Here is a 25,128-nt window from a genome sequence, read left to right as displayed (position 1 = left end):
CCCAGAGGGCAGCCTCCCGGCAGACGACCCCGGGGAAACGGGCCTCCGGTCCTGCCCGGAGAGAGCCCAACAGACCACCCGCCCGAATCACCGCTCCGCCAGGGGCTCGTCCGGCCGCCGCTCCACGGAGAGGAGGATCACCGCCCCGAGGATCAGGGCCGCGCCTACCCACTGCCAGGGCAGCAGGATCTCATGGAGAAAGAGGGCCCCGAACAGGCAGGCGGCCAGCGGCTCCAGGGTGCTGACGACCGAGGCTCGGGCGGCGCCCACCCGGGCCATGCCAGCCAGAAGCAGGGGAATGGGCAGCAAGGTGCCGATCACGGCCAGCCCCAGCAGGGGCTTCCAGGCGCGGAGGGCCAGGGCCGGCTCCCACCGGTGAGAGCCCAGGGCCAGGACCAGGTACATGAGCCCCGCGCTGGACATGATCCAGGCGCTGGCGACCAGCGAGGGCACCCCTTTCTGGAGGCGCGCGCCCAGCAGGATGTAGGCGGTGTACCCGAAGGCCGTGGCGAGCCCCATGACGAGGCCCAGGACATCCGTGCCCCGGCCCGGCGCGCCCACGGCCAGGGCCGTTCCCAGCAGCGAGGCGATGAGGGCGATCAGGTCGCGGCCCGCCAGGCGGTGCCGCCCGGCCAGGACCTCCCACAGGGCCACCATGGCGGGGTAGAGGTAGAGCAACAGGGCCGTGAGAGCCACGGGGATGCGGCGGGAGCTGGCGAAATAGAGGCCGCTCTCCACCACGTAGAGGGCGCCCATGCCCACGAAGCCGGCGATCTGGGTCGGCGTGAGGGTGAAGCGGACGCCCCGCAGGAGCAGCCACAGCCAGAGGGCGCCTCCAGCCACGAGGAAGCGCACCGCCAGGAAGGTGGGGAGTCCCAAGCCCAGGGCGGCCGCCTGGCGGTTGAAGATGGGCAGGAGGCCGAAGCAGATCCCCGAGATGGCCACCAGGAGGAAGCCCAGCCCCAGGCCTGTGTCTGAACCCCCGGTGGCCGGGTCCTTCGCGTCGTCATCCATCCCAGCAGGGTATCGCGGCACCCAGGAGGGCATCGCGGGGCACGGCGCGGCCTTCTTCAGAGGAGGCGGACCGGCTCCCTGGCATGATGCTCATGTTGGCGCTGCCATCCCCAGGGTGGGGGCGTCCCGTGATGTCCCCGGACCCGGTCCCCATGCCCACCCTCACCAGCAAAGCCAATCCGCGCTTCAAGGAGCTCCTGGCCCGCCTCCGCCCGGGCGGCGCCCGCCGCGAGGCCACGCTCCTGCTGGGCTCGAAGCTCATTGAGGCCTGGGCCGAAACTCGGCGGACCGCAGCCGGAAAACGGCTCCAGCCGGCCCTTTGGCTGAGGCTGGAGCAGGCCGTCCCCCACCCCCTGGAGGCCATCCTGGGCGCGGAAACCCAGGTGCTCGGCGAAGCCCTCATGCGGGAGCTGGCCGACGCGGGCAGTCCGCCAGAGCACGCCCTGCTGATGGACCTGGGCCCCGAGCCCGCCGGGCCCCTGGCCGAGCGCGTCATCGGCGCCTGGGGCATCCAGGATCCGGGCAACCTCGGCGCGCTCCTCCGCAGCGCCGCCGCCTTCGGTTTCCAGGAGGCCCTGCTGGGGCCGGGCTGCGCAGATCCCTTCCACCCCAGGGCTCTGCGCGGCAGCATGGGTGCCGCCTTCCTGATGCCCCTGCGCCGGGCGGCGCGGCTGGAGCCGGATGAAGGCCGCTGGTACGCCCTGGACGGCGGCCCCGGCGCCGTGCCCCTGGCCGAGGCCGATCTTTCAGCACCCCTGCGCCTCTGGGTGGGCAGCGAAGGCCACGGCTGGCAGGGGGTGGACCTGCCCCCGGCCGTACGGCGCCTGGCCATCCCCATCCAGGGCGTGGAGAGTCTCAACGCCGCTGTGGCGGCGGGCATCGCGTGCTACGAAGTGGCGAGAAGGTCCAGACCTTGAAGATGCCTTCCCTCCTCCGTCCCCTCGAAACCGCCGTGCTGGCGTGCATCTTCATGCTCGCCTTCCGCTTCCCCGGCGCCCTGGGGGGCTGGCTGGAGCCGGCCCTGGCGCTGCTCTTCCCCGTGCTGCTGCTGGAAGGCCTGTTCAAGGGGCGCCACGCGGTGTGGACCTGGACGGCGATCCTGGGCGGCCTCCTCCTCCTCTACCAGTGGGTGCCCCAGACCCTGGCCTCCAAGGGCGGGCTGCCCTTCGGCCTGGCCCTGCTGGGGACGGTCCTGCTGAGCCTCTGGGAAGCCACGGGGCTCTGGCTGGTGGCCCTGGGATCGCGCTGGGCCTTCCGCCGCATCGGGCCCCTGGCCGCCGCCTGCGTGGCCGCCTTCCTCCTGATGGGATGGGAGACCTGGGGGTTCCATGTCTACCCCTGGACCTGGGGCGCCGCCTTCGGTTCCCTGCCCTGGCCGGCGCGCTCCGCCGCGTTCCTGGGCGCCTCGGGCCTGTCGGCCCTGGCCTGGGGCGCCGGGGCCTGGACCGCCGCCCACCTGGCCCAGGGCGCCTCTCCCCGGCGGACCCTGGCGGGGGCGGGCTTCGCCGTGGGTCTGATGTTCCTGCTGGGAGGCGCCTGGTTTCTGCTGCCCCGCGACGGGGAGCGGGCCCTCGACGTGGCCATGATCCAGCCCAACTTCCCCGCTGGCGTGCGCTGGCCGGGGATGGAAGCGGAGATGTGGCGGCGCAGCGACGCGTTGCTGAAGGCCCGGGACTGGCCGAGGGCCGGGCGCGCCACCCTGCTCCTCTGGCCCGAGAGCTCGGTGCTGGGCCGGGACGACCGCCACCCGGACCTGCGGCTTTCCGCCGAGGCCGTGTCCCGGGGCGTGGCCTGGCTCTTCGGCACCGAGGGAGGTCCCTACAACCTGGTGCGGGGCGAGGCCGCCGGCCGGCCCCCCTTCGTCTTCGCGAAGACGGAGCCCATGCCCTTCGGCGAGCGCACGCCGGGCCCCGAGCCCTTCCGCCGCTGGATGGACGGGAAGATGGGCTTCGTGTCCCAGGAGGCCGGGGAACTCAAGGAGGGCTGCGCCTTCGCCGTGCCCACCCCCGCCGGCGACCTGCACGTGCATCCCCTCATCTGCAGCGAGGCCCTCCTGACCCAGCGCACCCGCCGGGGCTTCGAACTGGGCCACGCGGACCTGCTGAGCAACCACACCAACGACGGCTGGTTCGACCGCAGCATCGCCACGGACCTGCATGCCGCCCAGATCCGCCTCCGCGCCACGGAGCTGGGCGTCCCCCTGCTGCGGGCCACACTCACGGGGAAGTCCGGCGTGTTCCGGGAGGACGGCCGCTTCGAGCTTTGGGGCGAGCCGCTCAGCGAAGGAGCCTACGCCGTGGCGTTGACCTGGCGGCCGGTGCACACCCCCGCGCGTTCCGCCTGGCTGCTGCCGGGGCTGATGGCGGGACTGGCGCTCGGAACGGTACTGCTAGGCTGGAAGGCCCTAGCCCGGAAGGCCTGATGGACCGCGATCTCCTCGTACCCGAGCCGCTTTCGACCCCGCACGGCACCGTGGCCTTCTTCGACGAGACCTGGAGCGTGGACCCCCGCGAGCTCCAGATCTTCTTCCAGGCGGAAGAGGTCTACTGGACCGCGGACCGCACCATCGGCCAGTGGCGGCGGCTGCTGGCCTGCTCGCGCCTGCTGACGGCCCGGCTCGTGCCCGAGGGCCATCGAGGCGGCCGCCTGGTGGGTGCCACCCGGCTCTGGTCCGACCACGCCTACGAAGCCAAGCTCTACGACGTGGTCACGGCCCGGGACCTCATGGGCCTGGGCGTCGCGACAGAGTTGGTGAAGTGGGCCCTGCGCCACCCCTGGACGGGCGAGGTGCAGCGCTTCGTCCTGGAGACCCGGGACGCGGCCAACTTCTACCCCCGCTTCGGCTTCCGCCTGGGCCAGGAAGTCGACAGCTTCCACATGCGGGTGGGCATCGCCGAGCTCGAGCAACGGGGCCTGCGGTGAGCGAAACCCTCCCCGGCCTCCCCGAGGCCGCCCTGAAGCCCCTGATCCTGGCCAGCAGCAGTCCGCGCCGGCGCCACTGGCTGGAGGCCATGCGCATCCCCTTCGAGATCCAGGCGCCCGAGGTGGACGAGACGCCCCTGCTGGACGAGGAGCCCGGCGACCTGGTGCTGCGCCTGGCGGAGCTGAAGGCCGAGGTGGTGGCCGGCCGCAATCCCGACCGCTGGGTGATGGCCGCGGACACCACCGTGGCCGTGGACCATCACACGCTCAACAAGCCCCTCGACGCGGAGGACGCCGTGCGGATGCTGGGCCTGATCCAGGGCCGCGCCCACCAGGTGCACACCGGCTTCTGCCTCCAGCGGAACGATCAGGTCCACAGCTTCGTGGACACGGCCCAGGTGGTGTTCCGCCCCCTCACCGAGGCCCAGATCCGCTGGTACATCGGCACCCACGAACCCATGGACAAAGCGGGCTCGTACGCCATCCAGGGCATCGGGGCCCTGTTCATCGAGGGGGTCGAGGGCAGCTTCTCCACGGTGATGGGCCTGCCCGTGGAGCGCATGGGCGCCCTCTTCCTCCAGCTGGGGCTCCTGAAACCCTGGATGGGCTTCCCCAGGTAGGGTGGTCAGACCCCGCGAAAAATCCCAAACCCCTGACAAAGAAGAGGTTCCGGGAGGTTATGCGCCACCTCGGGTGCGGAGGCGGAGCCGGCCTCGTCTCGACGGCCTCTGACCTGGAGGAAATCGCCACCTCCACAGGTCTCGAAATAGAACACCGGATAATCCCCTTAGTCGCTGGATCTGCCTCAGAAAAAAGGGATAAACAATCCTGTGGCACTGATCTATGATGGTGACTTGCGACACAAATTTGCCGAATGTCGCCCCAGCGTGACCAAGTCCTCTGGACACGAGTGTCGTCTTACTTCAGACGCCGCTCCGCCGACATTCTCTGGACGGAGACGCCGACACCCGGAAGGAATCCCTTCCGGCTCGCCCGGCACCTGCCAGAATCCCTGGCCATCACCTCCGATCCGTCCCGCGTCCCACCGTCCCTTCAGTCCCCACTGGCTCCGGCCACTGCGCGGATCCGAACTTTCCAGGGGTTGTGCATGCACCAATTCGACCGAGCGTTCCGCTTCGTCCTGCCGGCCGGGGCCGTGGCGGTCCTTCTCACGGTGCTCACCGTGGGCTGGTTCACCCAGCCGGACCGCTTCGCCAAGGGCTACGCCCCCGAGCAGCCCATCCCCTTCTCCCACGAACTGCACGCCGGCACCCTCCGCATGCAGTGCCAGTACTGCCACTCCGGCGTGGACAAGTCCCGGGTGGCGGGCATCCCCAGCGTCGACCTCTGCATGAGCTGCCACAAGGTGACCCGGACCGACCGGCCGGCCATCCAGAAGCTGGCGAAGGTCGCCGCCTCCGGCGAGCCCATGCTCTGGCAGCGGGTCCACACCCTTCCGGATCACGTCTTCTTCGACCACCGACCCCACGTGAACGCCGGCATCACCTGCCAGAGCTGCCACGGCGAGGTGCAGACCATGAAGGTGGTCACCCGCGAGATGGGCATGCGCATGGGCAACTGCCTGGCCTGCCACCGGGATCCCCACGCCGCGCTGCCCGCCGGCTCCAAGATCACCCGGGGCGCCGAGAACTGCGCCGCCTGCCACCGCTAGGAGCTCCGACGATGGCCGACGAGACCCGCAAGCCGCTGCTCGACCGCGCCGCCGCCCTGCTGGCGGGCCCGCTCCTCCTGGGCCGGGAGGCCCTGGGCCTCGTCTTCCGCCCGGACCGCGAGACCCCTCCGGAGACGCCGCCGGAAGCGGTTCCCCTCCGCATCCCCATCACGCCCCCCGAACACGCCATCAAGCGCCGCGGATGACCCCATGAAGACACGACTTCCCGAACACGGCCCCATCGAGACCCCGCGCTTCTGGCGCACCCTCGAGGAGCGCATCGAGACGCCGGAGGCCCAGCGGGCCGCCCACGATGAGTTCCTGCCCGGCGCCATCCCGACCGGCCCTGACTACGACGACGTCCATGGCCTGCCCCCCCAGAACGGCGTCTCCCGGCGCGACTTCCTGGGCCTGGTGAGCGCCGCCGCTGCCCTGGCCGCCACCGTGGCCTGCGACCGCAAGGGCCAGGGCACCGTGGTGCCCTACACCAAGCGCCCGGTGGAGGTGGTCCCCGGCGTGGCCAACTACTACGCCAGCGCCACCCACGAGGGCCGCCGCGTCTACCCCGTGCTGGTGAAGACCCGCGAGGGCCGCCCCATCCACCTCACGGGCAACGACGAGCATCCCGGCGTGAAGGGCAAGACCAGCCCCCGCGTCATGGCCGACGTGCTGCGCCTCTACGATCCCGACCGCCTCCGGGCTCCCAAGGCCCAGGGCCATGTGGCGAGCTGGGCGGACGTGGAAGCCCAGCTCCACGGCGCGCTCCGGGGCGCCAAGGCCGCGGGCAAGCCCGTGCTGCTGGTCTCCGGGGCCGTGGTTTCGCCCAGCCGCAAGGCCCTGCTGGCGGACCTCAAGACCACCCTGCCCACCCTGGAGTACCTGGCCTATGAGCCCGCCGTGGGCGATGCCGCCGAGGTGGCCGCCCAGGCCAGCTTCGGCCAGGCCGTGGATCTCCAGCCCCGGCTGGACAAGGCCAAGGTGATCCTGTCGCTGGGCGCGGACTTCCTGAACGGCGAGGATCCCGAAGCCCAGGCCGCCTGGGGCGCCAAGCGGAGGTTGAAGAGCGCGAAGGATGAGATCAACCGTCTCTGGGTGCTGGAAGGCCCCCTCACGCTGACCGGCACCAACGCCGATCAGCGCGTGCCCGTGTCGCCCTCGCGCCTCGGCGCCGTGGCCTTCGCCCTGGCGAAGGAGCTGGCGGCCAAGGGCGTGGCGCTGCCCGCTGGCACGGATCTATCCGGAATTCCCGCGGGCGCCCCCGCGGGCATTCCGGCAGCCACCTGGTCCAACCTGGTGAAGGACCTCCGGGCCGCCGGCCGGAACGCCGTGGTGCTCTGCGGGGCCCAGATGCCCGCCGAAGCACACCAGGCCTCCCACCTGCTGAACGCCATGCTGGGCTCCGAGGCCGTGGCCGTCCGCGCCGCCGAGCCCCTGGCCACGGTGAAGGATCTGGAGGCCGCCGCGCAGAAGATGGCCTCCGGCGCTTACGCCGCCGTCCTCTTCTGGGACGTGAACCCCGCCTACACCTACCCGAAGGCCGCCCAATGGAAGGAAGCCGTGGCCAAGGTGCCCTTCCGGGCCTGGATCGGCCAGGTGGAGGACGAGACCGCCGCCCAGTGCCAGCTGCTGCTGCCGGAGAACCACTGGCTGGAGAGCTGGGGCGACTACGCCACGCCCGGCGCTGCGGTCCTCCAGCAGCCCGCCATCGGCACCCTCTACGACACCCGCCAGGGTGAGGACCTCCTCCTGGGCCTCCTGAAGGCGCTCGGCGCCACTGTTCCCGACGGCTACCACGCTTACTTGCAGGTCCGCTGGAAGAAGGAGCTGCCTTTCGGAACCTCCTTCGAGCAGGCCCTGCACGACGGCCTGGTGAAGGGTGATGCGAAGGCTTCTGCGCCGGTGTTCAAGGGCGCCTCCGTGGCCGCCGCCGCCAAGAAGGCCACCGCCGCGAAAGCTGACGGCCTCGAGCTGGTGCTCTTCCCCGGCTTCGCCACCCACGACGGCCGCCACGCCAACAACAGCTGGCTGCAGGAGACGCCGGATCCCATCACCAAGATGACCTGGGACAACCCCGTGGCCGTCTCCGTGCAGGACGCGAAGGCCCTGGGCCTCGAAGAGGGCGATTGGGTCAGCCTCTCCCTGGACGGCGCCACCCTGCGCCTGCCCGCGGTCATCCAGCCGGGCCAGGCCCAGGGCGTGCTGGCCCTGGCGCTGGGCTACGGCCGCACCACCGGCGGCGTGGCCAAGGGCATGGGCGTCAACGCCTTCCCCCTGGTGGGCCTGGATCCCGCCAGCGCCCACGTCCGCGGCGGCGCGAAGCTGGCCAAGGCCGGCGGGAAGAAGGAACTCTCCCGCACCCAGAGCCACCACCGCATGGAGGGTCGCGACCTGGTGCGCTCCCTCACGATGGACGAGTTCGCCCACGACCCCCAGGGCCACCACCACGGGCCCGAGCTGGTGACCCTCTACGAAGAGCAGCGGTTCCCCGACCACAAGTGGGGCATGGTCATCGACCTGGCCGCGTGCACCGGCTGCTCCGCCTGCATGGTGGCCTGCCAGTCCGAGAACAACGTGCCCACCGTGGGGCCCGAGCAGGTGGCCCGCGGACGCGAGATGCACTGGATCCGCATCGACCGCTACTACGAAGGCGAGCTGGAGAACCCGAAGGTGGTCCACCAGCCGATGCTGTGCCAGCACTGCGACAACGCGCCCTGCGAGAACGTGTGCCCGGTGAACGCCACCAACCACAGCCCCGAAGGCCTGAACCAGATGGCCTACAACCGCTGCGTGGGCACCCGCTACTGCGCCAACAACTGCCCCTACAAGGTGCGCCGCTTCAACTTCCTGGAGTACACGGCCTACAAGACCGAGCCTGAGACCCTGGCGAACAACCCCGAGGTCACGGTCCGCCCCCGCGGCGTCATGGAGAAGTGCTCCTTCTGCGTGCAGCGCATCAACGACGTGAAGATCCGTGCCAAGGGCGACGGACGCGCCATCCTCGACGGCGAGATCACCACCGCCTGCATGGCCGGCTGCCCCTCGGACGCCATCGTCTTCGGCGACCTGAAGGACCCCAAGAGCAAGGTCTCCCAGCTGGTGGCCGCCAGCCGCGCCTACCGCGTGCTCGAAGAGCTGGGCGTCAAGCCCGCCATCACCTACCTGGCCGATCTGAAGAACCCCGCCGTTGAGGCCACCGTGGGAGGTCACCATGAAGCCTGATGCCGCCATCCTGGCCGGCGACATCCCCGAGGCCCTGATCGAGCCCGCGCTCACCGTGGGCGTGGTCACGCCCGGCAGCCTGGACGACCAGGTCCTGGCCTTCCCCGAGACGAAGCCCCCGAAGCAGTGGTACATCGCCCTGGCCGTCACCCTCACGGCCCTCGGCATCGGCGTGGGCTGCATCGGCTACGTCTTTGCCACCGGCATCGGCGCCTGGGGCAACACCAGCCCGGTGTTCTGGGCCTTCGACATCATCAACTTCGTGTTCTGGGTGGGCATTGGCCACGCCGGCACGCTGATCTCGGCCATCCTCTTCCTCTTCCGCAAACGCTGGCGCAACGCCATCGCGCGCTTCGCCGAGGCCATGACCATCTTCGCGGTCATCTGCGCCGTGATCTTCCCGCTCATCCACGTGGGCCGCCCCTGGCTGGCCTACTGGCTCTTCCCCTACCCGAACCAGCGCGCCCTGTGGACCAACTTCCGCTCGCCGCTGCTGTGGGACGTCTTCGCGGTGAACACCTACTTCTCCGTGTCCCTGATGTTCTGGTACCTGGGCCTCATCCCCGACATCGCCTCCATGCGCGACCGGGCGACCGGCAAGGTCCGGAAGGTCATCTACACCGTGCTGGCCATGGGCTGGCGCGGTGCCGCCTCCCACTGGCAGCACTACGAGAAGGCCTACCTGCTGCTCGCCGGCCTGGCCACGGGCCTGGTGCTCTCCGTGCACTCGGTGGTGAGCTTCGACTTCGCCACGTCCGTGGTGCCCGGCTGGCACATGACCATCTTCCCGCCCTATTTCGTGGCGGGCGCCATCTTCGCCGGCTTCGCCATGGTGGTGATGGTGCTGGTGGTGGTGCGCGAGACCATGCAGCTCAAGAACCTGATCACCATGCGTCACCTGGAGGTGATGAACAAGGTGATCCTCGCCATGAGCTGCATCATGGGCTACAGCTACATGATGGAGGGCTTCACGGCCTGGTACTCCATGAACGAGTACCTCCACCACGGCTTCATGAACATCATCAGCGGCACCTACGGCTGGGCCGGCTGGGTGACCATCAGCTGCAACATCTTCATCCCGCAGATCCTCTGGTTCAAGAAGGCCCGGGCCAGCTACTTCTGGATGATCCTGGTGGCCGTGGGCGTGACCATCGGCATGTGGTTCGAGCGGTTCGTCATCATCGTGGTCTCGCTGCACCAGGACTACCTGCCCTCCGCCTGGCGCATCTACAAGCCGACCATGATCGACTTCGGCGTCCTCCTGGGCACCTTCGGGATCTTCTTCACGCTCGTCCTGCTCTTCGCCCGGGTCCTGCCGGTCATCGCCACCACCGAGGTGAAGGCGATCCTGCCCGGCGCCCAGCCCTCTCACCATGGAGACGACCACCATGCCTGAGACGTCCTACGCCGTCCTCGGCGTCTTCGAGACGCCCGACGCCCTCATGAAGGCCATCCCCCAGGCGCGCGCCGCCAAGCTCGGCACCGTGGAGGCCTACACGCCCTACGCCATCCACGGCATCGAGGAGGCCCTGGGCCTCCGCCGCTCCCCCCTGGGCGGCATGGTGCTGGTGATGGGCATCCTGGGCGCCATCACGGCCTTCGGGTTCCAGTACTGGATCAGCGCCATCGACTACCCCATCATCACCGGCGGCAAGGGGGCGGGCTCCTGGGAAGCCTTCATCCCCATCATGTTCGAAGTGACGGTGCTCTTCGCCACCTTCACCGCCGGCCTGGGCATGCTGTTCCTCCTGAACAAGCTGCCCTTCTTCGGGCACCCCGTGCTCTCCTCCAAGTCCATCAAGGGCATCACCCGGGACCGCTACGTCCTGGCCGTGGAGGCCGAGAGCGAGGCCTTCGACAGCGCCGCCGCCGCCCGGACCCTCCAGGCCGCCGGCGCCATCGAGATTGAGGCCCTGCCTGCGCCGGATCGCAGCCCCTTCCTCACCAGCGACTACATCCTGCGCACCCTGGGCGGCATCTTCATCGCCTGCGTGGTGGCGGGGCTGGCGATGTACTTCGCCACCAAGTGGTTCCCCGTGCTGGCCCCCATGAAATACATGCACGAGCAGCCCCGGCTGAACGCCCAGAAAGCCTCCGACTTCTTCAAGGACGGCCACGGCATGCAGCAGCCGGTGCCGGGCACCGTGGCCCGGGGCTACCTGCCCACGGCCACGGGCACCCAGGAGGAGGCGGCCTCACTGGTGAATCCGCTGCCGCGCACCCCGGAGGTCTTCGCCCTCGGGAAGAAGGTCTACACCAACCGCTGCGAGGTGTGCCATGGCGCCGTAGGCAATGGCGTGGGCAGCCTGACGGCGGCCTACGGCGCCAAGCCCGCCAACCTTCAGGCCCAGCAGTTCCTGGACTACCCGGACGGCAAGATCTACTGGGCCATCGTGAACGGGAAGAATTCTATGCCCTCCCACGCCCCCTACCTCTCCGAGCGGGAGCGGTGGGCCGTGGTGGATTACGTGCGCGCCCTCCAGCGTGCCCAGAACGCCAAGGACGAGGATCTGAAGGTGGCCACGCGATGAGCCAGGACAAGAACGCCTCCAACCTCCCCGCCTCCTGGCTATGGGGCGCCGTGGCCCTGGGCGCCCTGGGCGTCCTCGGCAGCTACGCCGCCGCCGGCCCCGAGCGTTTCTGGGCCAACTGGGTCTTCTGGTTCGTGCTCCTCTTCACGCTGGGCCTGGGCTCGCTGTTCATCGTGGCCTTGGAGCACCTGGTCAACGCCAAGTGGAGCGTGCCCATCCGGCGCATTCCCGAGCGCCTGGCCACCCTGCTGATCCCCTCGATCCCCGTCGGCCTCATCGCCCTGGGCGCCATCCCGGTGCTCTATCCCGGCGCCCGGCCCGAGGCGGCCCATCACCCGCTCCTGGCCGGCAAGGCCTTCTGGCTGAGCATGCCCTTCTTCTCCGCACGCACCGTCGTGGCCCTGGCGCTCTGCCTCCTGGGCCTCTGGGTGCTGGTGGGCGGCTCGCTCAAGCAGGACGCCACGAAGGATCCGGCGTTCAACTTCAAGGCCCGCAAGTTCGCCCCCGCTTTCATGGCCATCTTCGCGCTGGTGGTGACGCTGGTGGCCTTCGACTGGATCTCCGGCCTCACGCCCGAGTGGTACAGCGACATCTTCGGCGTCTACGTCTTCGCCGGCGCCTTCCTCAGCGGCCTGGCGGCCACGGCCCTGGCGGTCCTGCACCTCCAGGACCAGGGCCGGCTGGAGGGCGTGCGGGGCGACCATCTCTACAACCTGGGCGGCTTCCTCTTCGCCTTCACGGTGTTCTGGTCCTACATCGGCTTCGCCCAGTACATGCTCATGTGGTACGCGAACCTGCCGGACGAGGTCATCTGGTACAAGGTGCGCCTCCAGGGCTCCTGGCACCTCATCACGCTGGTGCTGGCGGGCCTGCACTTCGTGCTGCCCTTCTTCGCCCTGGTGACCCGGGACTCGAAGAAGGATCCCCGGCGCCTGCGCCGCGTGGCCTACCTGATGCTCGGGGCCCACGTGCTCGACATCTACTGGCTCATCTTCCCCATCCTCGGCGCCAGCCCCAGGTTCTCCTGGCCCGAGCTCAGCTTCGCCCTCTTCTTCCTGGGCGGGATCCTGCTCTGGGCCCGCGGCGCCATGCAGAAGGGCGAGGACATGCCCGTCGGCGATCCCTTCCTCCGTGAGGGCCTGGAGTTCCGGCTATGAAGATCCAAGACTACCTCTCCCCCGACGAGCTGAAGCGCCTGCTGTCCGCCCTGCTGGTGGTGATCTGCTTCATCTTCATCGCCGCCTTCTTCGGCTTCACCGTGCTGCCCGGCCTGCGCTACCAGGCCCACACGCAGCCCGACGCCGTGCCCATCCAGGCCGTGCAGGGCGAGACCGGCTGGCTGGACCCCACGGACTACCCCGCCCAGGCCCGGCAGGTCATCCCGCCCATCGACCCCAAGACGGTCATGACGCCCAATCCCGAGCTCATGGCCCGCGGCAAGGCGATCTTCGCGCAGACCTGCGCCAGCTGCCACGGTCCCGAGGGCAAGGGGGACGGGCCGGCGGGGAAGGGCCTCAACCCCATGCCCCGCAACTTCACCCAGAACGCGGGCTGGAAGAACGGCACCCGGATCGAGGACATCTACAAGACCCTGAACGAGGGCATCAAAGGCAGCTCCATGGTGGCCTACACGGACCTCTCCAAGCGGGACCGCATGGCGCTCGTCCATGTGGTGCAGTCGCTGGGCGCCTTCGACCACGGCACGAGCGATCCGAAGGCCACCGCCGCCATGGAGAAGCTCTTCGCCAGCGCCGGTGAAGTGATCCCCAACCGCATCCCCGTTTCCCGCGCCGTGGACATCCTCTGCCGGGAGTACGCCGAGGCCCATCCCCAAGGCCGACCATGACCTTCCGCCCGCTCCGCACCTCCTTCTCCGTTCTGACCCTCGCCGCGGCGCTCCTCTGCCTCCCAGCCGCGGCCCAGGCGACCAAGTCCACGCCGTCACCCGCCCCGGCCCCGGCGCCCGCAGCCGTTGAAGGCCCAGCGGCCCCCGCCTTCACCCCCCAGGAAGTGGGCATCGACGAGAAGCTGGGCGCCACCCTGCCGCTGGACCTGGTCCTGAACGGCGAGGACGGCCAGCCCGTCACCCTGCGCCAGCTCATCGACAAGCCCACCATCCTGACCCTCAACTACTTCCGCTGCGCCGGCATCTGCACGCCCCAGCTCAATGGGGTGGTCGAGGTGCTGAACCGCACGGAGGCGATCCCCGGCAAGGACTTCCAGGTCCTCACGGTCAGCTTCGACGAGCGGGACACGCCCGAGATGGCCGCGCAGAAGCGCACCAACTACCTGGGCGAGCTCACCCGGCCCTTCCCCCCCGCCGCCTGGCGCTTCCTCACGGGCCCCGCCACCGCCAGCCGCGCCCTGGCCGACGCCGTGGGCTTCAGGTACAAGCGGGTGGGCGAGGACTTCGTCCACGCCGCGGCCATCATCTTCATCAGCCCCCAGGGCAAGGTCACGCGCTACATGTACGGCGTCACCTACCTGCCGGCGGACCTCCAGCTGGCGGCGCAGGAGGCCGGGCGCGGCGAGGCCCAGCCCACCATCAACAAGTTCCTGAAGTTCTGCTTCAGCTATGACCCCGCAGGGCGCAGGTACGTCCTGAACACCACGGCCATCAGCGCCACCGTCACCATCCTGGCGGCCCTGATCTTCGTGGTCTTCCTCGTCCGCCGGGGCCGCAAGACCAAGTCCGAGGAGGCCGAATGACCACCCACGCCACCGCCCAGCCCAGCTACCTGGTGGACACGGGCTCCCGCAAGGGCCTCATGGCCTGGCTGACCTCCACGGACCACAAGCGGGTCGGGGTGCTCTACCTCTACTCGATGATCAGCTTCTTCTTCGTCGGCGTGGGCATCGGCTTCCTCATGCGCCTGGTGCAGCTGACGCCCTTCCAGCACCTGATCACCGCCCGGACCTACAACGCCCTGTTCACGGTCCACGGCGTGATCATGATCTTCCTGTTCGTCATCCCGGGCCTGCCCGCCGTCTTCGGGAACTTCTTCCTGCCGATCCTGATCGGCGCCAAGGATGTGGCCTTCCCGCGACTGAACCTGGCGTCCTGGTACTTCTTCATGATCGGGGCCATCCTCGCGGTGCTCTCGCTGTTCACCGGCGGCGGCGCGCCCGACACGGGCTGGTCCTTCTACGCGCCCTTCAGTCTGAAGACCGGCACCAACGTGAGCCTGGCGGTGTTCGGCGCCTTCATCCTGGGCTTCTCGTCCATGCTGACGGGCATCAACTTCATCACCACCATCCACCGCCTGCGGGCGCCGGGCATGAAGTGGTTCCGCATGCCGCTCATGTGCTGGGCCCTGTACTCCACCTCCTGGATCCAGCTCCTGGCCACGCCCATCCTGGCCATCACCCTGGTGCTGGTCATCCTCGAGCGCTTCTTCGGCATCGGCATCTTCGATCCCGCCAAGGGCGGCGATCCCCTACTCTACCAGCACCTGTTCTGGATCTACTCCCACCCGGCGGTCTACATCATGATCCTGCCGGCCATGGGCGCCATCACCGAGATCATCCCCACCTTCGCCAAGCGCACCATCTTCGGCTACAAGGCCATCGCCTTCTCCAGCATGGCCATCGCCGGCGTGGGCAGCCTGGTGTGGGCCCACCACATGTTCACATCGGGCATGAGCAGCCTGGCCACGCTGCTCTTCTCGCTGCTGACGATGATCGTGGCCGTGCCCAGCGCCATCAAGGTCTTCAACTGGGTGAGCACGCTCTACAAAGGCAGCATCGACTTCCAGCCGCCCCTGCTCTTCGCCCTGACCTTCATCTTCCTCTTCGCCATCGGCGGCCTCACGGGCGTCATGCAGGGGGCGCTGGCCATCAACGTCCACATCCACGACACCTACTTCATCGTGGGCCACTTCCACTACGTGATGTTCGGCGGCACCGGCTTCGCCTTCTTCGCGGCGCTGCTCTACTGGTTCCCCAAGATGTCCGGGAAGATGTACTCCAAGAAGGCCATCTACGCCTCCTGGTTCCCCATGTTCATCGGCTTCAACATGCTCTACTTCGGCATGCTGATCCTCGGCATGATGGGCATGCCCCGCCGCTACTACGTCCACCTGCCCCAGTACCACACCATGCACGTGGTGGCAACCGTCGGCAGCTGGTTCCTGGTGCTGGGCCTCCTCGCCTTCTTCGGAACGCTCATCTACGCCCTCTTCAAGGGATCGAAGGCCGAGGACAACCCCTGGGGTGGCGTCACGCTGGAGTGGACCATCCCCAGCCCGCCCCCCCAGGAGAACTTCGAGGCCATCCCCACCATCACCCACGGCCCCTACCACTTCGAGCAGGAGTCCAAATGAGTGAGCACGTCCACCGCGACGACTTCGGCGCCCGGCTCGGCATGTGGCTGTTCCTGGTGACGGAGATCGTCCTCTTCGGCGGCCTCTTCATCGGCTATTCGTACATGCGGTACAAGTACCCCGCCGAGTTCCACCACGGCGGCGCCGAGCTGAACGCCACCCTGGGCGTCATCAACACCCTGGTGCTGCTCACCAGCAGCCTCACGGTGGTGCTCGCCATCGTGGCCATCCAGCGGGCGGAGAAGAAGCGGGCCATGGCCTTCCTGGGCACCACCCTGGCCCTGGGCCTGACCTTCCTGGTCATCAAGTCCTTCGAATGGGCCGCCAAGTTCCACCACGGCCTCTATCCCAACGCCCCGCACCTGGGCACGCTGCCGCCGGGGGAGCAGGTCTTCTTCGGCCTCTACTTCACGATGACGGGCCTCCACGGGCTCCACGTCATCGTCGGCCTCTCGCTCCTCTCCGTCATGCTCTGGTGGGTGGCCACGGACCGCATCCGCGCGGACCGCTACATCCACCTGGAAAACAGCGGCCTCTACTGGCATCTGGTGGACGTGATCTGGATCTTCCTCCTCCCCCTCTTCTATTTGGCCGCGTAAGGGAAGGACCATGAGCGAACACGCCGAACACTCCCTCGAGCACGCCAACCACCCCGGCTACGGCACCTTCATCAAGGTGTGGGTGGCCCTGCTGATCCTCACGGGCGCCCTGGTGGGCGTGAGCCACCTGGGCCAGACCTACGCCGTCTGGGGCCTGCTCACGCTGACGCCCCTCAAGGCCGGCCTGGTCTTCTACTTCTTCATGCACCTGAAGTACGAGGGGCCGCTGCTCAAGATCGTGGTCCTGGTCACCCTGGGCACACTGCTGATCTTCTTCGCCCTGCTCTTCTCCGACGTCGCTTTCCACTGAGGCACCCATGGACTGGATGAACCAAGCCGCCCTATCGGCCCAGAAGTCCGACGCGGTCTTTTTCTACGTGTTCGGCCTCTCCGTCGCGTTCCTCATCTTCATCACGGCGCTGATGATCTATTTCGTGGTGCGCTACAGCAAGAAGCGCCACCCGAAGGCCGAGCAGATCGAAGGCCACCTGGGCCTCGAGGTCCTGTGGACCACCATTCCCCTGGCCCTGTTCCTCTCGATCTTCTACTACGGCTGGACCAACTACGAATACATGCGCCAGGCCCCCCGGGACGCCATGGCCGTGAAGGTCACCGCCCGCCAGTGGAGCTGGTCCTTCGAATACCCCAACGGCAAGAAGAGCAAGGTGCTCTTCGCCCCCCTCAACAAGCCCATGAAGATGGAGGTCCGCAGCGCCGACGTGGTGCACGGCTTCTTCATCCCCTCGTTCCGCCTCAAGATCGACGCCGTGCCCGCCCGCACCAACACCACCTGGTTCCAGGCCACCAAGCTGGGCTCGTATGACATCGAGTGCACGGTCATCTGCGGCGTGGACCACAGCCTCATGCTGAGCAAGGTCGTGGTGGTGCCCGAGGACGAGTTCAAAGCCTGGTACTTCGGCAGCGACGACGCCCCCGAGCCCGGCAAGGCCATCCGCGCCGCCGAGGCCCATCCCGACCTCAAGGACCTGCCGCCGGGCCTCGCCGTCCTCACCTCCAAGGGCTGCCTGGCCTGCCACTCGGTGGACGGCAAGCCGAAAGTCGGCCCCACCCTCAAGGCCCTCTACGGCCGGCAGGAGGAGGTCCTCGTGGCGGGCGCCATGCGCGCCGTCACCGTGGACGAGGCCTACCTGCGCCGGGCCATCACCAACCCCATGGAACAGGTGGTGCGCGGCTATCCGCCCGCCATGCCCCAGACGCCCATGACGGAGCAGGAACTCGCCGAAGTCGTGCGCTACCTGAAGACGTTGAACTAGGAGCACCCTCGTGAGCGTGGCCGCCCTTCCCCTGTCCAAGCCCAGCCCCGTCTCGACCTTTCTCGAGCTGACCAAGCTGCGCATCTCCGGGGCCTCCACGTTCACGGCGGCGGCAGGCTACGTGGCCTTCCTGCGCGGGGCGGATGCCGGGCTGATCACGACCCTCATCGGCATCCTCCTCCTGGCCATGGGCTCCAGCGCCCTCAACGAGGTGCAGGAGCGCCGCTACGACGCGATGATGCCCCGCACCGCCGGGCGGCCCATCCCGCACGGGGACATCTCCGCCGGGTCCGCCACGATCCTCGCTGTGACCCTGGCCGTGGCCGGCTTCGGCCTCCTGTGGGCCGCCCACAACCTCACCTCGGCCCTGCTCGGCGCCCTGGCGCTTGGCTGGTACAACGGCTTCTACACACCCCTCAAGCGTGTGAGCGCCTTCGCCGTGGTGCCGGGCTCGCTCATCGGCGCCCTGCCCCCGGCCATCGGCTGGACCGCCGCCGGCGGCAGCGTGGCGGATCCCTCGGTCCTGGCCCTGGCCTTCGTCTTCTTCATCTGGCAGGTGCCCCACTTCTGGCTGCTGGTGGGCCTCCACGCCGAGGGCTACGAGAAGGCCGGCTTCCCCACGCTGGTGTCCGTCTTCGGCCGGCCCCGCCTGTCCCGGCTGACCTTCACCTGGACCTGCGGCACCGCCGCGGCCTGCGGCCTGCTGCCGATGTTCCGAGTGCTGGTCTCCTGGCCGGCGGAGGTCATGCTGGGCCTGGGCGCCGTCTGGCTCATCGCCGGTTCGCTGCCCCTGCTGCGCGAAGGCCAGGACGCCCCCCTCTACCGCCGCGTCTTCATGAACATCAACCTCTTCGCCCTGGTCCTCACCGCCGCCGTCATCCTGGATCCCTTCTTCAGCCGCTGAGCGGCTTGGCTGAGTCCGGTCGAAAGGCTTTGTTGCCACCGATTTCGCCGATTTCAGTGATTTAAAACCGATTCCCGGTCCCAGCGCAGCATGGGCTCCATGGGGGGGGGGGGGGGGGGGCGCCGGGGGGGGGGGGGGGGGGGGGGGGGGGGGGGGGGGGGCCCCCCCCCCCCCCCCCCCCCCCCCCCCCGCCCCCGGGCGAAGCCGACCGCGGCCTGCGGCCGGCCCATGCGGAAATCAACCGAGGCGCAATCAGCGCAATCGGCGAAATCGGTGGCTAAAAAAGGCTTTTGCTTTTGAAACCAGCGGCCAACTCATTCTCCGGATCCCTGCGGTACACTCCCGCCATGCCTCCCCGCCCCGCTGAACCCGCGCGAAAGCCTCGTCCGTGGATGTGACGCGCTTCCTCGGGACGCACCGCTACACCTGGCTCATGGACCTGGGCCAGGGCGAGGGCTGCGTCTTCCAGCTCCTGCGACGGGAACTCGATGGCGCGCGCTTCCTGGCGCAGATCTGGTCGCCGCTGCCCGCGGAGCGCGACCTGGACCAGCTGCGCGACACCTTCCTGGCCCGCTTCCGCGACGCCGACCCGCTGGATCCGGTCATCGGCCACTTCGGCTTCGACGACGGCCAGGCCTGGCACCTCCAGGCCCTCCAGGGAACGCCCCTCTCCCGCCTCTGGCCGGGCTGGGGTCCGGCCCAGCGCGCCGCCCTGACGCAGCACCTCGCGCGGGAGCTCGCGCGTGACCTGCACCCCCGGTTCCTGCACCCCGAGGTCATCTCCTTCCGGGCCGGGCTCACCCAGGTCCCGCGCGTCCTCGACGGGGCTCCCTGGGGCCTGCCGGAGCTCGCCAGTCTCCTGCCCGAGGCCGTTCCCGCCTCGGCCCTCTCCGACGACCTTCCCTGGATCCACACCCGGGACCTGTCGGAGCTCATCGCCCGGCCCCTCCGGGGGCGGAGCCAGGAGCTGCCCTACCTCAAGTCCCTCATGCTCGGCCTCAACGCTCCCATCCCCATGGAGCGCATCGTCCTCCTCCAGGGCGAGGAGGGCGTCGGCAAGGCCCACCTGGCGGCCTGGGCCTGCGCCGTGGCCGAGGGCGAGGGCATCTGGGTCCACCCCCTCGAAGCCTCCGCGGACGAATCCGCCGGGCGGTTCCTGGGCCGGCTGCTGGAGACCCTGCTCGCCGGCAACGAGGCGGATCTGTATGCCCAGCGTCCCGAGACCGCCCGGGCCCTGTCCCTGCGGATGCCCGCCTTCGCCTTCCTCACCGGCGGGCGCCACCGGAACCGCCAGGACCCTGGCCCCGAGCCCGAGGAGGTGAAGGCCGCCCTCGAGGCCCTGGACTTCGCCCGCCTCCTCCATCCCCGCCTCGTCCACCTCTCGAACCTGGAGCGGGCCGCGCCCGAGGTGCTGTCGCTGGTGCGGGAGCTGGTCCACCGCTCGGACCTGCCCTGGCTGCTCTCCCTCACCACGGGCGCCCAGGGCGCCGGGCTGAAGCCCCTCATCGCCGATCTGCGGCAGGAGGCCTCCGCGGCCCTGGTGGGCGTCAATCGCATGGAGGACGAGGACCTCCGCGCCATCCTGGACGACCTGCTGGGCCGCCACGCCCTGCCCCCGGCCTACGTGGCGGACCTGCTGACCCAGAGCCTGGGCAACCCGGGCCTGCTGCGGAACGTCCTGGAGCTGGCCCAGCAGGAGGGCGCCCTGACCTGGGACCAGGACCACTGGATCCTGGCCCCCGACCGCCCGGCGACCCTCCATGCCCAGGCCGACCTCGTGCAGCAGGTCTTTCTGGGCCGCCTCCAGCGGCTCACCCCCGCCGCCGCCACCCTGGTGCGGCTGCTGGCCCTGACCGACCGGCCCGTGCCCGCCAGCTCCCTCGGCCGCCTGCTGGGCCTCGCGGGCGACGCGCTGGAGGACGCCCAGCAGGGCGCCCTGAGCTCCCGCCTGGTCCAGCTCCAGGGCGGCCAGGCCCTCATGCCCGATCCCCGCTGGCGCGAGCTGGTGCTCGCCCACACGCCCCAGGCCGAGCTCAAGCGGCTGGCCCGCGCCCTCCTGGCCGTCATCCAGGAGCAGGGCGGCCCCGTGGCCCACTCGGTGACGCTCCAGGCCCTGGCCTCCGACGAGGCCACCGCGCTGGCGGCCGTGCTGGAGGCCCTCGAGCACCACCCGCCCGCCCCGCCCCAGGAGGCCCAGCGGATGGTGGAGCAGGCCCTCCAGCTCCAGCCCCGGCCCTGGGACGAGGCGCGCCTGCACGAGCACCTGGCGGATGCCTGGGCCGCCGGCTCCCAGGGGCCAACCACCGACGGGGAGACCCCGGCGCGGCCCGTGACGGACCTGGCCCTGGAGGCCCTCGACCACGCCCTGGACGCCCTGGGGCGATCCGCCTTCCACGAGGGCGTCCGCCTGGCCGAGGCCCGGGTGCTGCGGAAGCGGGCCATGCTCCTGCTCCACCTCCGCCGCCCCGGCGAGGCCCAGGAGCCGGTCATGGGCGCCGCCGCCCGCCTGAAGGACCACCCTCTGCATCCCGAGCAGCCCCGCCTGCGCCTGGCCCTGGGCCAGCTCCACCTGTTGCAGGGCCACCTGACCAAGGGCATCCGCGCCCTGGAGGAAGGCCTCCACCCCCAGGGCGGCCGGTCTCAGCCCCAGGACCAGGCGGCCCTGCTCACCGCGCTGGGCCGGGCCCTGGCCGCCCAGGGGCAGTTCCAGCGCGCGGCCGGCCACCTCGAATCCGCCCAGCGCCTGCTGGAGCACGGGCAGGACTTCCGCGGCCTGGTGCCGGCCCAGATCGGCCTGGCCCAGGTCCGCCTTGCCCAGGGCCAGGCCGGCCCCTGCATCGCCCTGCTCCAGGAGGCCCTCCAGACCGCCCGCCTGCAGGGCGACCTCGGCCTCCAGAGCCAGAGCCACCTGGCCCTGGGGGCGGTGCGGAGCCTCCAGCAGTTCCTGGGGCCGGCCCTGACGCACCTGGACCGGGCCCTGGGCCAGGCCCAGCGGCTGGGCGACGCTTCCCAGGTGGCCATGATCCAGGTCTGGCGCGCGCGCACCTTCGCCGCCATGGGCGATCCCGTGGCTGCGGACCACGCCCTGTTCCAGGCCCAGGGCCCTTCGTCCGGCGCCCAGCGCCTCCTGCTGGCCCCGGAGGAGCAGGGGGACCACACCCTGCTCCAGGGCGACGTGGCCCGGTTCCGCGGCGCCTGGCGGGATGCGGCCCGGCTCTTCAAGGCCGCGGCCGACCAGTTCGAGGCCTCCGGCATGCTCTGGCGCCACCGGCTGGCCCAGCTCCGGCTGGCCCAGGTGCTGTCCCGGGAATCCCAGCGCACCCGGCAGGAGGCCCCGGAGCAGGGCTGGGCCATCCTCGAGAGCCTCAAGGCCCCCGTGGAAGGCTCCGGCTCCCGCTGGCTGGAGCTGGAGTGGCACCGCGCCCACGCCCTGCTGCTTTCCACGGTGCCGGCGACGGAAGCCGTGGCGGAGGAGGAGCTGGAAGCCTGGAGCGAGGTGCTGGCCGCGGCCCGGGACCTCCAGTTCCCCGCCGAGGTGGTGGAGGCCTGCACCGAGGGCGCCCAGCTCCTGCTCCAGCGCGGCGAGAAACTGGGCGCCAAGGCCCGCCTGCAGGACGCCTTCCCCAGCTTCCAGGAGCTCTGGTCCCACCTCCCCGAGAGCCAGGGCAACGCCTTCCTGGGCCGCGAGGACCTGCACCGCTTCCGCCAGACCGTCGAAGCCGCCGGCCTCCGCTGGATCCTCCCCGACCGCGCCGACCCCCTCCAGGACTGGACCCCCACCCAGATGAACCTGCCCGTGGTGCCCGAAGGGGAGTGAGGCTTCTTCCGGCGAAAGGCCTTTTTAGCCACCGATTTCGCCGATGGCGCTGATTGCGCTTCGGATGGGTCCCGCGTGGGCCGGCCGCAGGCCGCTTCCGGCTTCGCCGGAAGTCATGGGGGGGGGGGGGGGGGGGGGGGCCCCCCCCCCCCCGCGCCCGGGGGCCCCCCCCGGGCCCCCACGAGCGGGGGGGGCCGCGCCTCCCCCCCCCCGCCCCCCCCCCCCCCCCCCCCCGCGCGGCCCCCCCCCCCCCCCCCCCCCCCCCACCCCCCCCCCCCCCCCCCCCCCCCCATGGAGCCCATGCTGCGCTGGGGCCAGGAATCGCCTTTAAATCACTGAAATCAGCGAAATCGGTGGCGAAAAAAGCTCTTTCCCAAGGAGCCTGCCGGACCTTCGGCTGCAGGTATCCCGGGTGTGCCTCACGTCACAACCGGGATCCGATACTCGCATCCGCCACCCCATCCAGCCCTATTCCGGCCTTGTCCCGACCGTGAACCCGTGCCGCCAGATGGCTTCGTCATCATTTGCCCACATGGTCATCAATCGCTTGTCACGCGGTTATTCAAGCAGAAAATACCCGCATTGATAGCATTATTATGGCTAATTAATTACCTAGTAAATCTGTTACGACAGTGCGCCATTATCCCAACATTAACGCAGGCGCCCCAACCGGCCGATTAGCCGGTTTTTGATGCCATCAAGTTCATTATGCCCTTTAGGGCCTTGGTTACGTTCAGGGAATGTTCTGAATGGGCATATTAAGCCTGCTGGAAAACGATTATCACATGTCTCCTTTTTCCGCGCTCATTGCTTGTATTTCATGCCGATACCCCTTCCGCTTGTCCTACCATCGAGTCATCTAAGAAAGCCCCACCGATGGATGTCTCCCCTTCCCTGAACCCGAGTCAACCCATGCCCACCAACCGCACCTTGAGGCGCCATCCCCTGCTCCGGCAGGCGGTCAAGCTGACCCTGGACCTCCTCCTGGCGGGCCTGGCGTGGGCGGCCAGCGAGCGGTTCCTGTCCGTGGGATCCCCCATCGCCTGGCACCTCTATGCCTGGGTGGGCCTGTGCGGGGTGGTCAACCTCGGCTTCCGGCTCACCCGCCAGCAGTACCGCTACATCGGCTTCAGGGACACGCTCCAGCTGACGGCAGCCTCCCTCACCCTCTGCCTGACCGCCCTGCTCCTCGGCCACCTCACGCCCGACCTCGAAGGCGCCCTCAGCTTCGACACCCTTGTCACCGCCAGCCTCGCCACTGCCGTGACCTGGGCCCTGGCCCGCACCTTCGTCCGGGCGCGCTACGAGGGCATTCTGCAGGAGACAGCCCCCGATGCCCGCCAGCGCACGCTCATCGTGGGGGCCGGCCGGGCCGGGCTCCTCGTGGCCCAGGAGATCCAGCGGCACCCCGAGCTGGGCAGCCAGGTCATCGGCTATGTGGACGACGCCTTCGACAAGCAGGGCATCCTCCTCCAGGGCGTCCCCGTGATGGGCCCGTCCCGGCTGCTCCGCACCCTCATCGCCGACCACCGCATCACCCAGGTGGTGCTGGCCATCCCCAGCGCCAGCGGCGCCATCATCCGCCGCCTGCGGGAGGAGGCCCAGGCCACCGGCGTCCGCATCAAGACCGTGCCTGGCATCTCCGACCTGCTGGGCCCCCGGACCTGGAAGCCCGAGCTGCGCGACGTCTCCATCGAGGACCTGCTGCGCCGCGAGCCCATCCAGCTCGACCAGAGCGCCCTCGGCAGCATCCTCGAGGACGCCACGGTGCTCATCACCGGCGCTGGCGGATCCATCGGCAGCGAGCTGGCCCGCCAGGTGGCCGCCTTCCGCCCGGCCCGGCTCATCCTCCTGGGCCGCGGCGAGAACAGCCTGTGGGAGATCGAGCGCGATCTCCGCGCCCTGTTCCCCAACCAGGCGCTCTCCCTCGAGCTCTGCGACATCCGCCACACCAACCGCCTGCGGCACGTGTTCGAGCGCTGGCGGCCCCAGGTGGTGCTGCACGCGGCCGCCCACAAGCACGTGCCCTACCTCGAGGCCCACCCCGAGGAGGCGGTCAACAACAACATCTTCGGCACCGAGCGGGTGCTGGACGCGGCCCTGGCCGTGGGGGTCCACACCTTCGTGAACATCTCCACGGACAAGTCCGTCAACCCCACCAACGTGCTGGGGGCCTCCAAGCACATCGCCGAGGGTCTGGTGCTCCGCGCCGCGCGCCGCGCGCCCGCGGGCGCCCACTACGTGAGCGTGCGCTTCGGCAACGTGCTGGGCAGCCGGGGCAGCGTGATCCCCATCTTCCGCCAGCAGATCCAGGCCGGCGGCCCCCTCACGGTGACCCACCCGGACATGATCCGCTACTTCATGACCATCCCCGAGGCCAGCCAGCTGGCCCTGCAGGCCGGCATCCTGGGCGACACCGGCAAGGTCTACGTCCTGGACATGGGCGAGCCCGTCCGCATCGTCGACCTGGCCACAGACATGGCCCGCCTCTCGGGCCTGGTGCCCGGCCGGGACATCGAAGTGAAGTTCACCGGCATCCGACCCGGCGAGAAGCTCTTCGAAGAGCTGTTCTCCGCCCAGGAGGAATCCCGCACGGACGTGCACCCCAAGGTCCTGGACGCCCACCTCCGGGAGCCGGAGGACCCCCTGTTCGAGCAGGGCCTGGATGGCCTGCGCCTCGCCATGGAGGAGGACGAGGGCCGACGGCAGGCCCAGATGCTGCGCTGGCTGCGCCGCCTGGTGCCCACCTACACCCCCTCCGCTCTGGGCCTCGGCCGGTTCGCCGAAGAGAACCGTGACCGCCGCCACTCCGGCGCCAACCCCGTCTACCTCGCGGACGGCTCCTAGTCCTGGC

20 protein-coding genes are annotated in these 25,128 nt (G+C 69.7%); 19 read left to right on the top strand and 1 reads right to left on the bottom strand.

Going from position 1 to position 25,128, the window contains the following annotated elements:
- Positions 1–87: 87 nt before the first annotated feature.
- Positions 88–1,014, bottom strand: coding sequence for an EamA family transporter (locus tag MLE64_RS09680; protein WP_243317534.1), 927 nt, complete (start codon positions 1,012–1,014; stop codon positions 88–90).
- A gap of 152 nt (positions 1,015–1,166) precedes the next feature.
- Between MLE64_RS09680 and MLE64_RS09675 the strand changes: the two genes are divergently transcribed.
- From MLE64_RS09675 to MLE64_RS09585, 19 genes are all read left to right on the top strand, one after another.
- A complete protein-coding gene (locus MLE64_RS09675) occupies positions 1,167–1,931 on the top strand; it encodes a TrmH family RNA methyltransferase (RefSeq protein ID WP_243317533.1) in 765 nt (254 codons plus the stop codon).
- A 2-nt stretch (positions 1,932–1,933) separates the two neighbouring features.
- Positions 1,934–3,436 (top strand): apolipoprotein N-acyltransferase, encoded by a 1,503-nt coding sequence (gene lnt, locus MLE64_RS09670; RefSeq protein ID WP_243317532.1) that lies wholly within the window; start codon positions 1,934–1,936, stop codon positions 3,434–3,436.
- Positions 3,436–3,936 (top strand): GNAT family N-acetyltransferase, encoded by a 501-nt coding sequence (locus tag MLE64_RS09665; RefSeq protein ID WP_243295698.1) that lies wholly within the window; start codon positions 3,436–3,438, stop codon positions 3,934–3,936. Before lnt ends, MLE64_RS09665 begins: the two co-directional genes overlap by 1 nt.
- The gene (locus MLE64_RS09660; RefSeq protein WP_243317531.1) at positions 3,933–4,556 is read left to right on the top strand and encodes a Maf family protein; all 624 of its coding nucleotides are present in this window, start codon (positions 3,933–3,935) and stop codon (positions 4,554–4,556) included. The genes MLE64_RS09665 and MLE64_RS09660 overlap by 4 nt, the downstream gene beginning before the upstream one ends.
- Positions 4,557–5,044: 488 nt before the next feature.
- A complete protein-coding gene (locus MLE64_RS09655; RefSeq protein ID WP_243317530.1) occupies positions 5,045–5,608 on the top strand; it encodes a cytochrome c3 family protein in 564 nt (187 codons plus the stop codon).
- Positions 5,609–5,619: 11 nt separating this feature from the next.
- Positions 5,620–5,814 carry a hypothetical protein gene (locus MLE64_RS09650; RefSeq protein WP_243295695.1) on the top strand — a complete coding sequence of 65 codons (195 nt, stop codon included), beginning with the start codon at positions 5,620–5,622 and terminating at the stop codon, positions 5,812–5,814.
- A gap of 4 nt (positions 5,815–5,818) precedes the next feature.
- Positions 5,819–8,827, top strand: a complete 3,009-nt coding sequence (locus MLE64_RS09645; protein WP_243317529.1) for a TAT-variant-translocated molybdopterin oxidoreductase — start codon at positions 5,819–5,821, stop codon at positions 8,825–8,827.
- The gene (nrfD, locus tag MLE64_RS09640) at positions 8,817–10,223 is read left to right on the top strand and encodes an NrfD/PsrC family molybdoenzyme membrane anchor subunit (protein ID WP_243317528.1); all 1,407 of its coding nucleotides are present in this window, start codon (positions 8,817–8,819) and stop codon (positions 10,221–10,223) included. Before MLE64_RS09645 ends, nrfD begins: the two co-directional genes overlap by 11 nt.
- Positions 10,216–11,358, top strand: coding sequence for a quinol:electron acceptor oxidoreductase subunit ActD (locus tag MLE64_RS09635; RefSeq protein WP_243317527.1), 1,143 nt, complete (start codon positions 10,216–10,218; stop codon positions 11,356–11,358). Before nrfD ends, MLE64_RS09635 begins: the two co-directional genes overlap by 8 nt.
- A complete protein-coding gene (locus MLE64_RS09630; RefSeq protein WP_243317526.1) occupies positions 11,355–12,515 on the top strand; it encodes a hypothetical protein in 1,161 nt (386 codons plus the stop codon). Before MLE64_RS09635 ends, MLE64_RS09630 begins: the two co-directional genes overlap by 4 nt.
- The gene (locus MLE64_RS09625) at positions 12,512–13,204 is read left to right on the top strand and encodes a c-type cytochrome (protein WP_243317525.1); all 693 of its coding nucleotides are present in this window, start codon (positions 12,512–12,514) and stop codon (positions 13,202–13,204) included. Before MLE64_RS09630 ends, MLE64_RS09625 begins: the two co-directional genes overlap by 4 nt.
- Positions 13,201–14,067, top strand: a complete 867-nt coding sequence (locus MLE64_RS09620) for an SCO family protein (RefSeq protein WP_243317524.1) — start codon at positions 13,201–13,203, stop codon at positions 14,065–14,067. The genes MLE64_RS09625 and MLE64_RS09620 overlap by 4 nt, the downstream gene beginning before the upstream one ends.
- Positions 14,064–15,680 (top strand): cytochrome c oxidase subunit I, encoded by a 1,617-nt coding sequence (locus MLE64_RS09615; protein ID WP_243317523.1) that lies wholly within the window; start codon positions 14,064–14,066, stop codon positions 15,678–15,680. The genes MLE64_RS09620 and MLE64_RS09615 overlap by 4 nt, the downstream gene beginning before the upstream one ends.
- Entirely contained in the window at positions 15,677–16,279 is a 603-nt protein-coding gene (locus tag MLE64_RS09610; protein WP_243317522.1) for a cytochrome c oxidase subunit 3 family protein, read from the top strand. The genes MLE64_RS09615 and MLE64_RS09610 overlap by 4 nt, the downstream gene beginning before the upstream one ends.
- A 10-nt stretch (positions 16,280–16,289) precedes the next feature.
- Positions 16,290–16,589, top strand: coding sequence for a cytochrome C oxidase subunit IV family protein (locus MLE64_RS09605; protein ID WP_243317521.1), 300 nt, complete (start codon positions 16,290–16,292; stop codon positions 16,587–16,589).
- 7 nt (positions 16,590–16,596) lie between these two features.
- Complete coding sequence (gene coxB, locus MLE64_RS09600) at positions 16,597–17,553, top strand: cytochrome c oxidase subunit II (protein ID WP_243317520.1); 957 nt, start codon at positions 16,597–16,599, stop codon at positions 17,551–17,553.
- A 10-nt stretch (positions 17,554–17,563) separates the two neighbouring features.
- Positions 17,564–18,457, top strand: a complete 894-nt coding sequence (locus tag MLE64_RS09595) for a protoheme IX farnesyltransferase (RefSeq protein WP_243317519.1) — start codon at positions 17,564–17,566, stop codon at positions 18,455–18,457.
- A gap of 388 nt (positions 18,458–18,845) precedes the next feature.
- The gene (locus MLE64_RS09590) at positions 18,846–22,274 is read left to right on the top strand and encodes a hypothetical protein (protein WP_243317518.1); all 3,429 of its coding nucleotides are present in this window, start codon (positions 18,846–18,848) and stop codon (positions 22,272–22,274) included.
- A 912-nt stretch (positions 22,275–23,186) separates the two neighbouring features.
- Complete coding sequence (locus tag MLE64_RS09585; protein ID WP_243317517.1) at positions 23,187–25,121, top strand: polysaccharide biosynthesis protein; 1,935 nt, start codon at positions 23,187–23,189, stop codon at positions 25,119–25,121.
- Positions 25,122–25,128: the final 7 nt, after the last annotated feature.

The organism is Geothrix paludis, assembly GCF_022808815.1.
Lineage (GTDB): Bacteria > Acidobacteriota > Holophagae > Holophagales > Holophagaceae > Geothrix > Geothrix paludis.
This window is presented reverse-complemented; position numbering and strand designations above follow the sequence as displayed.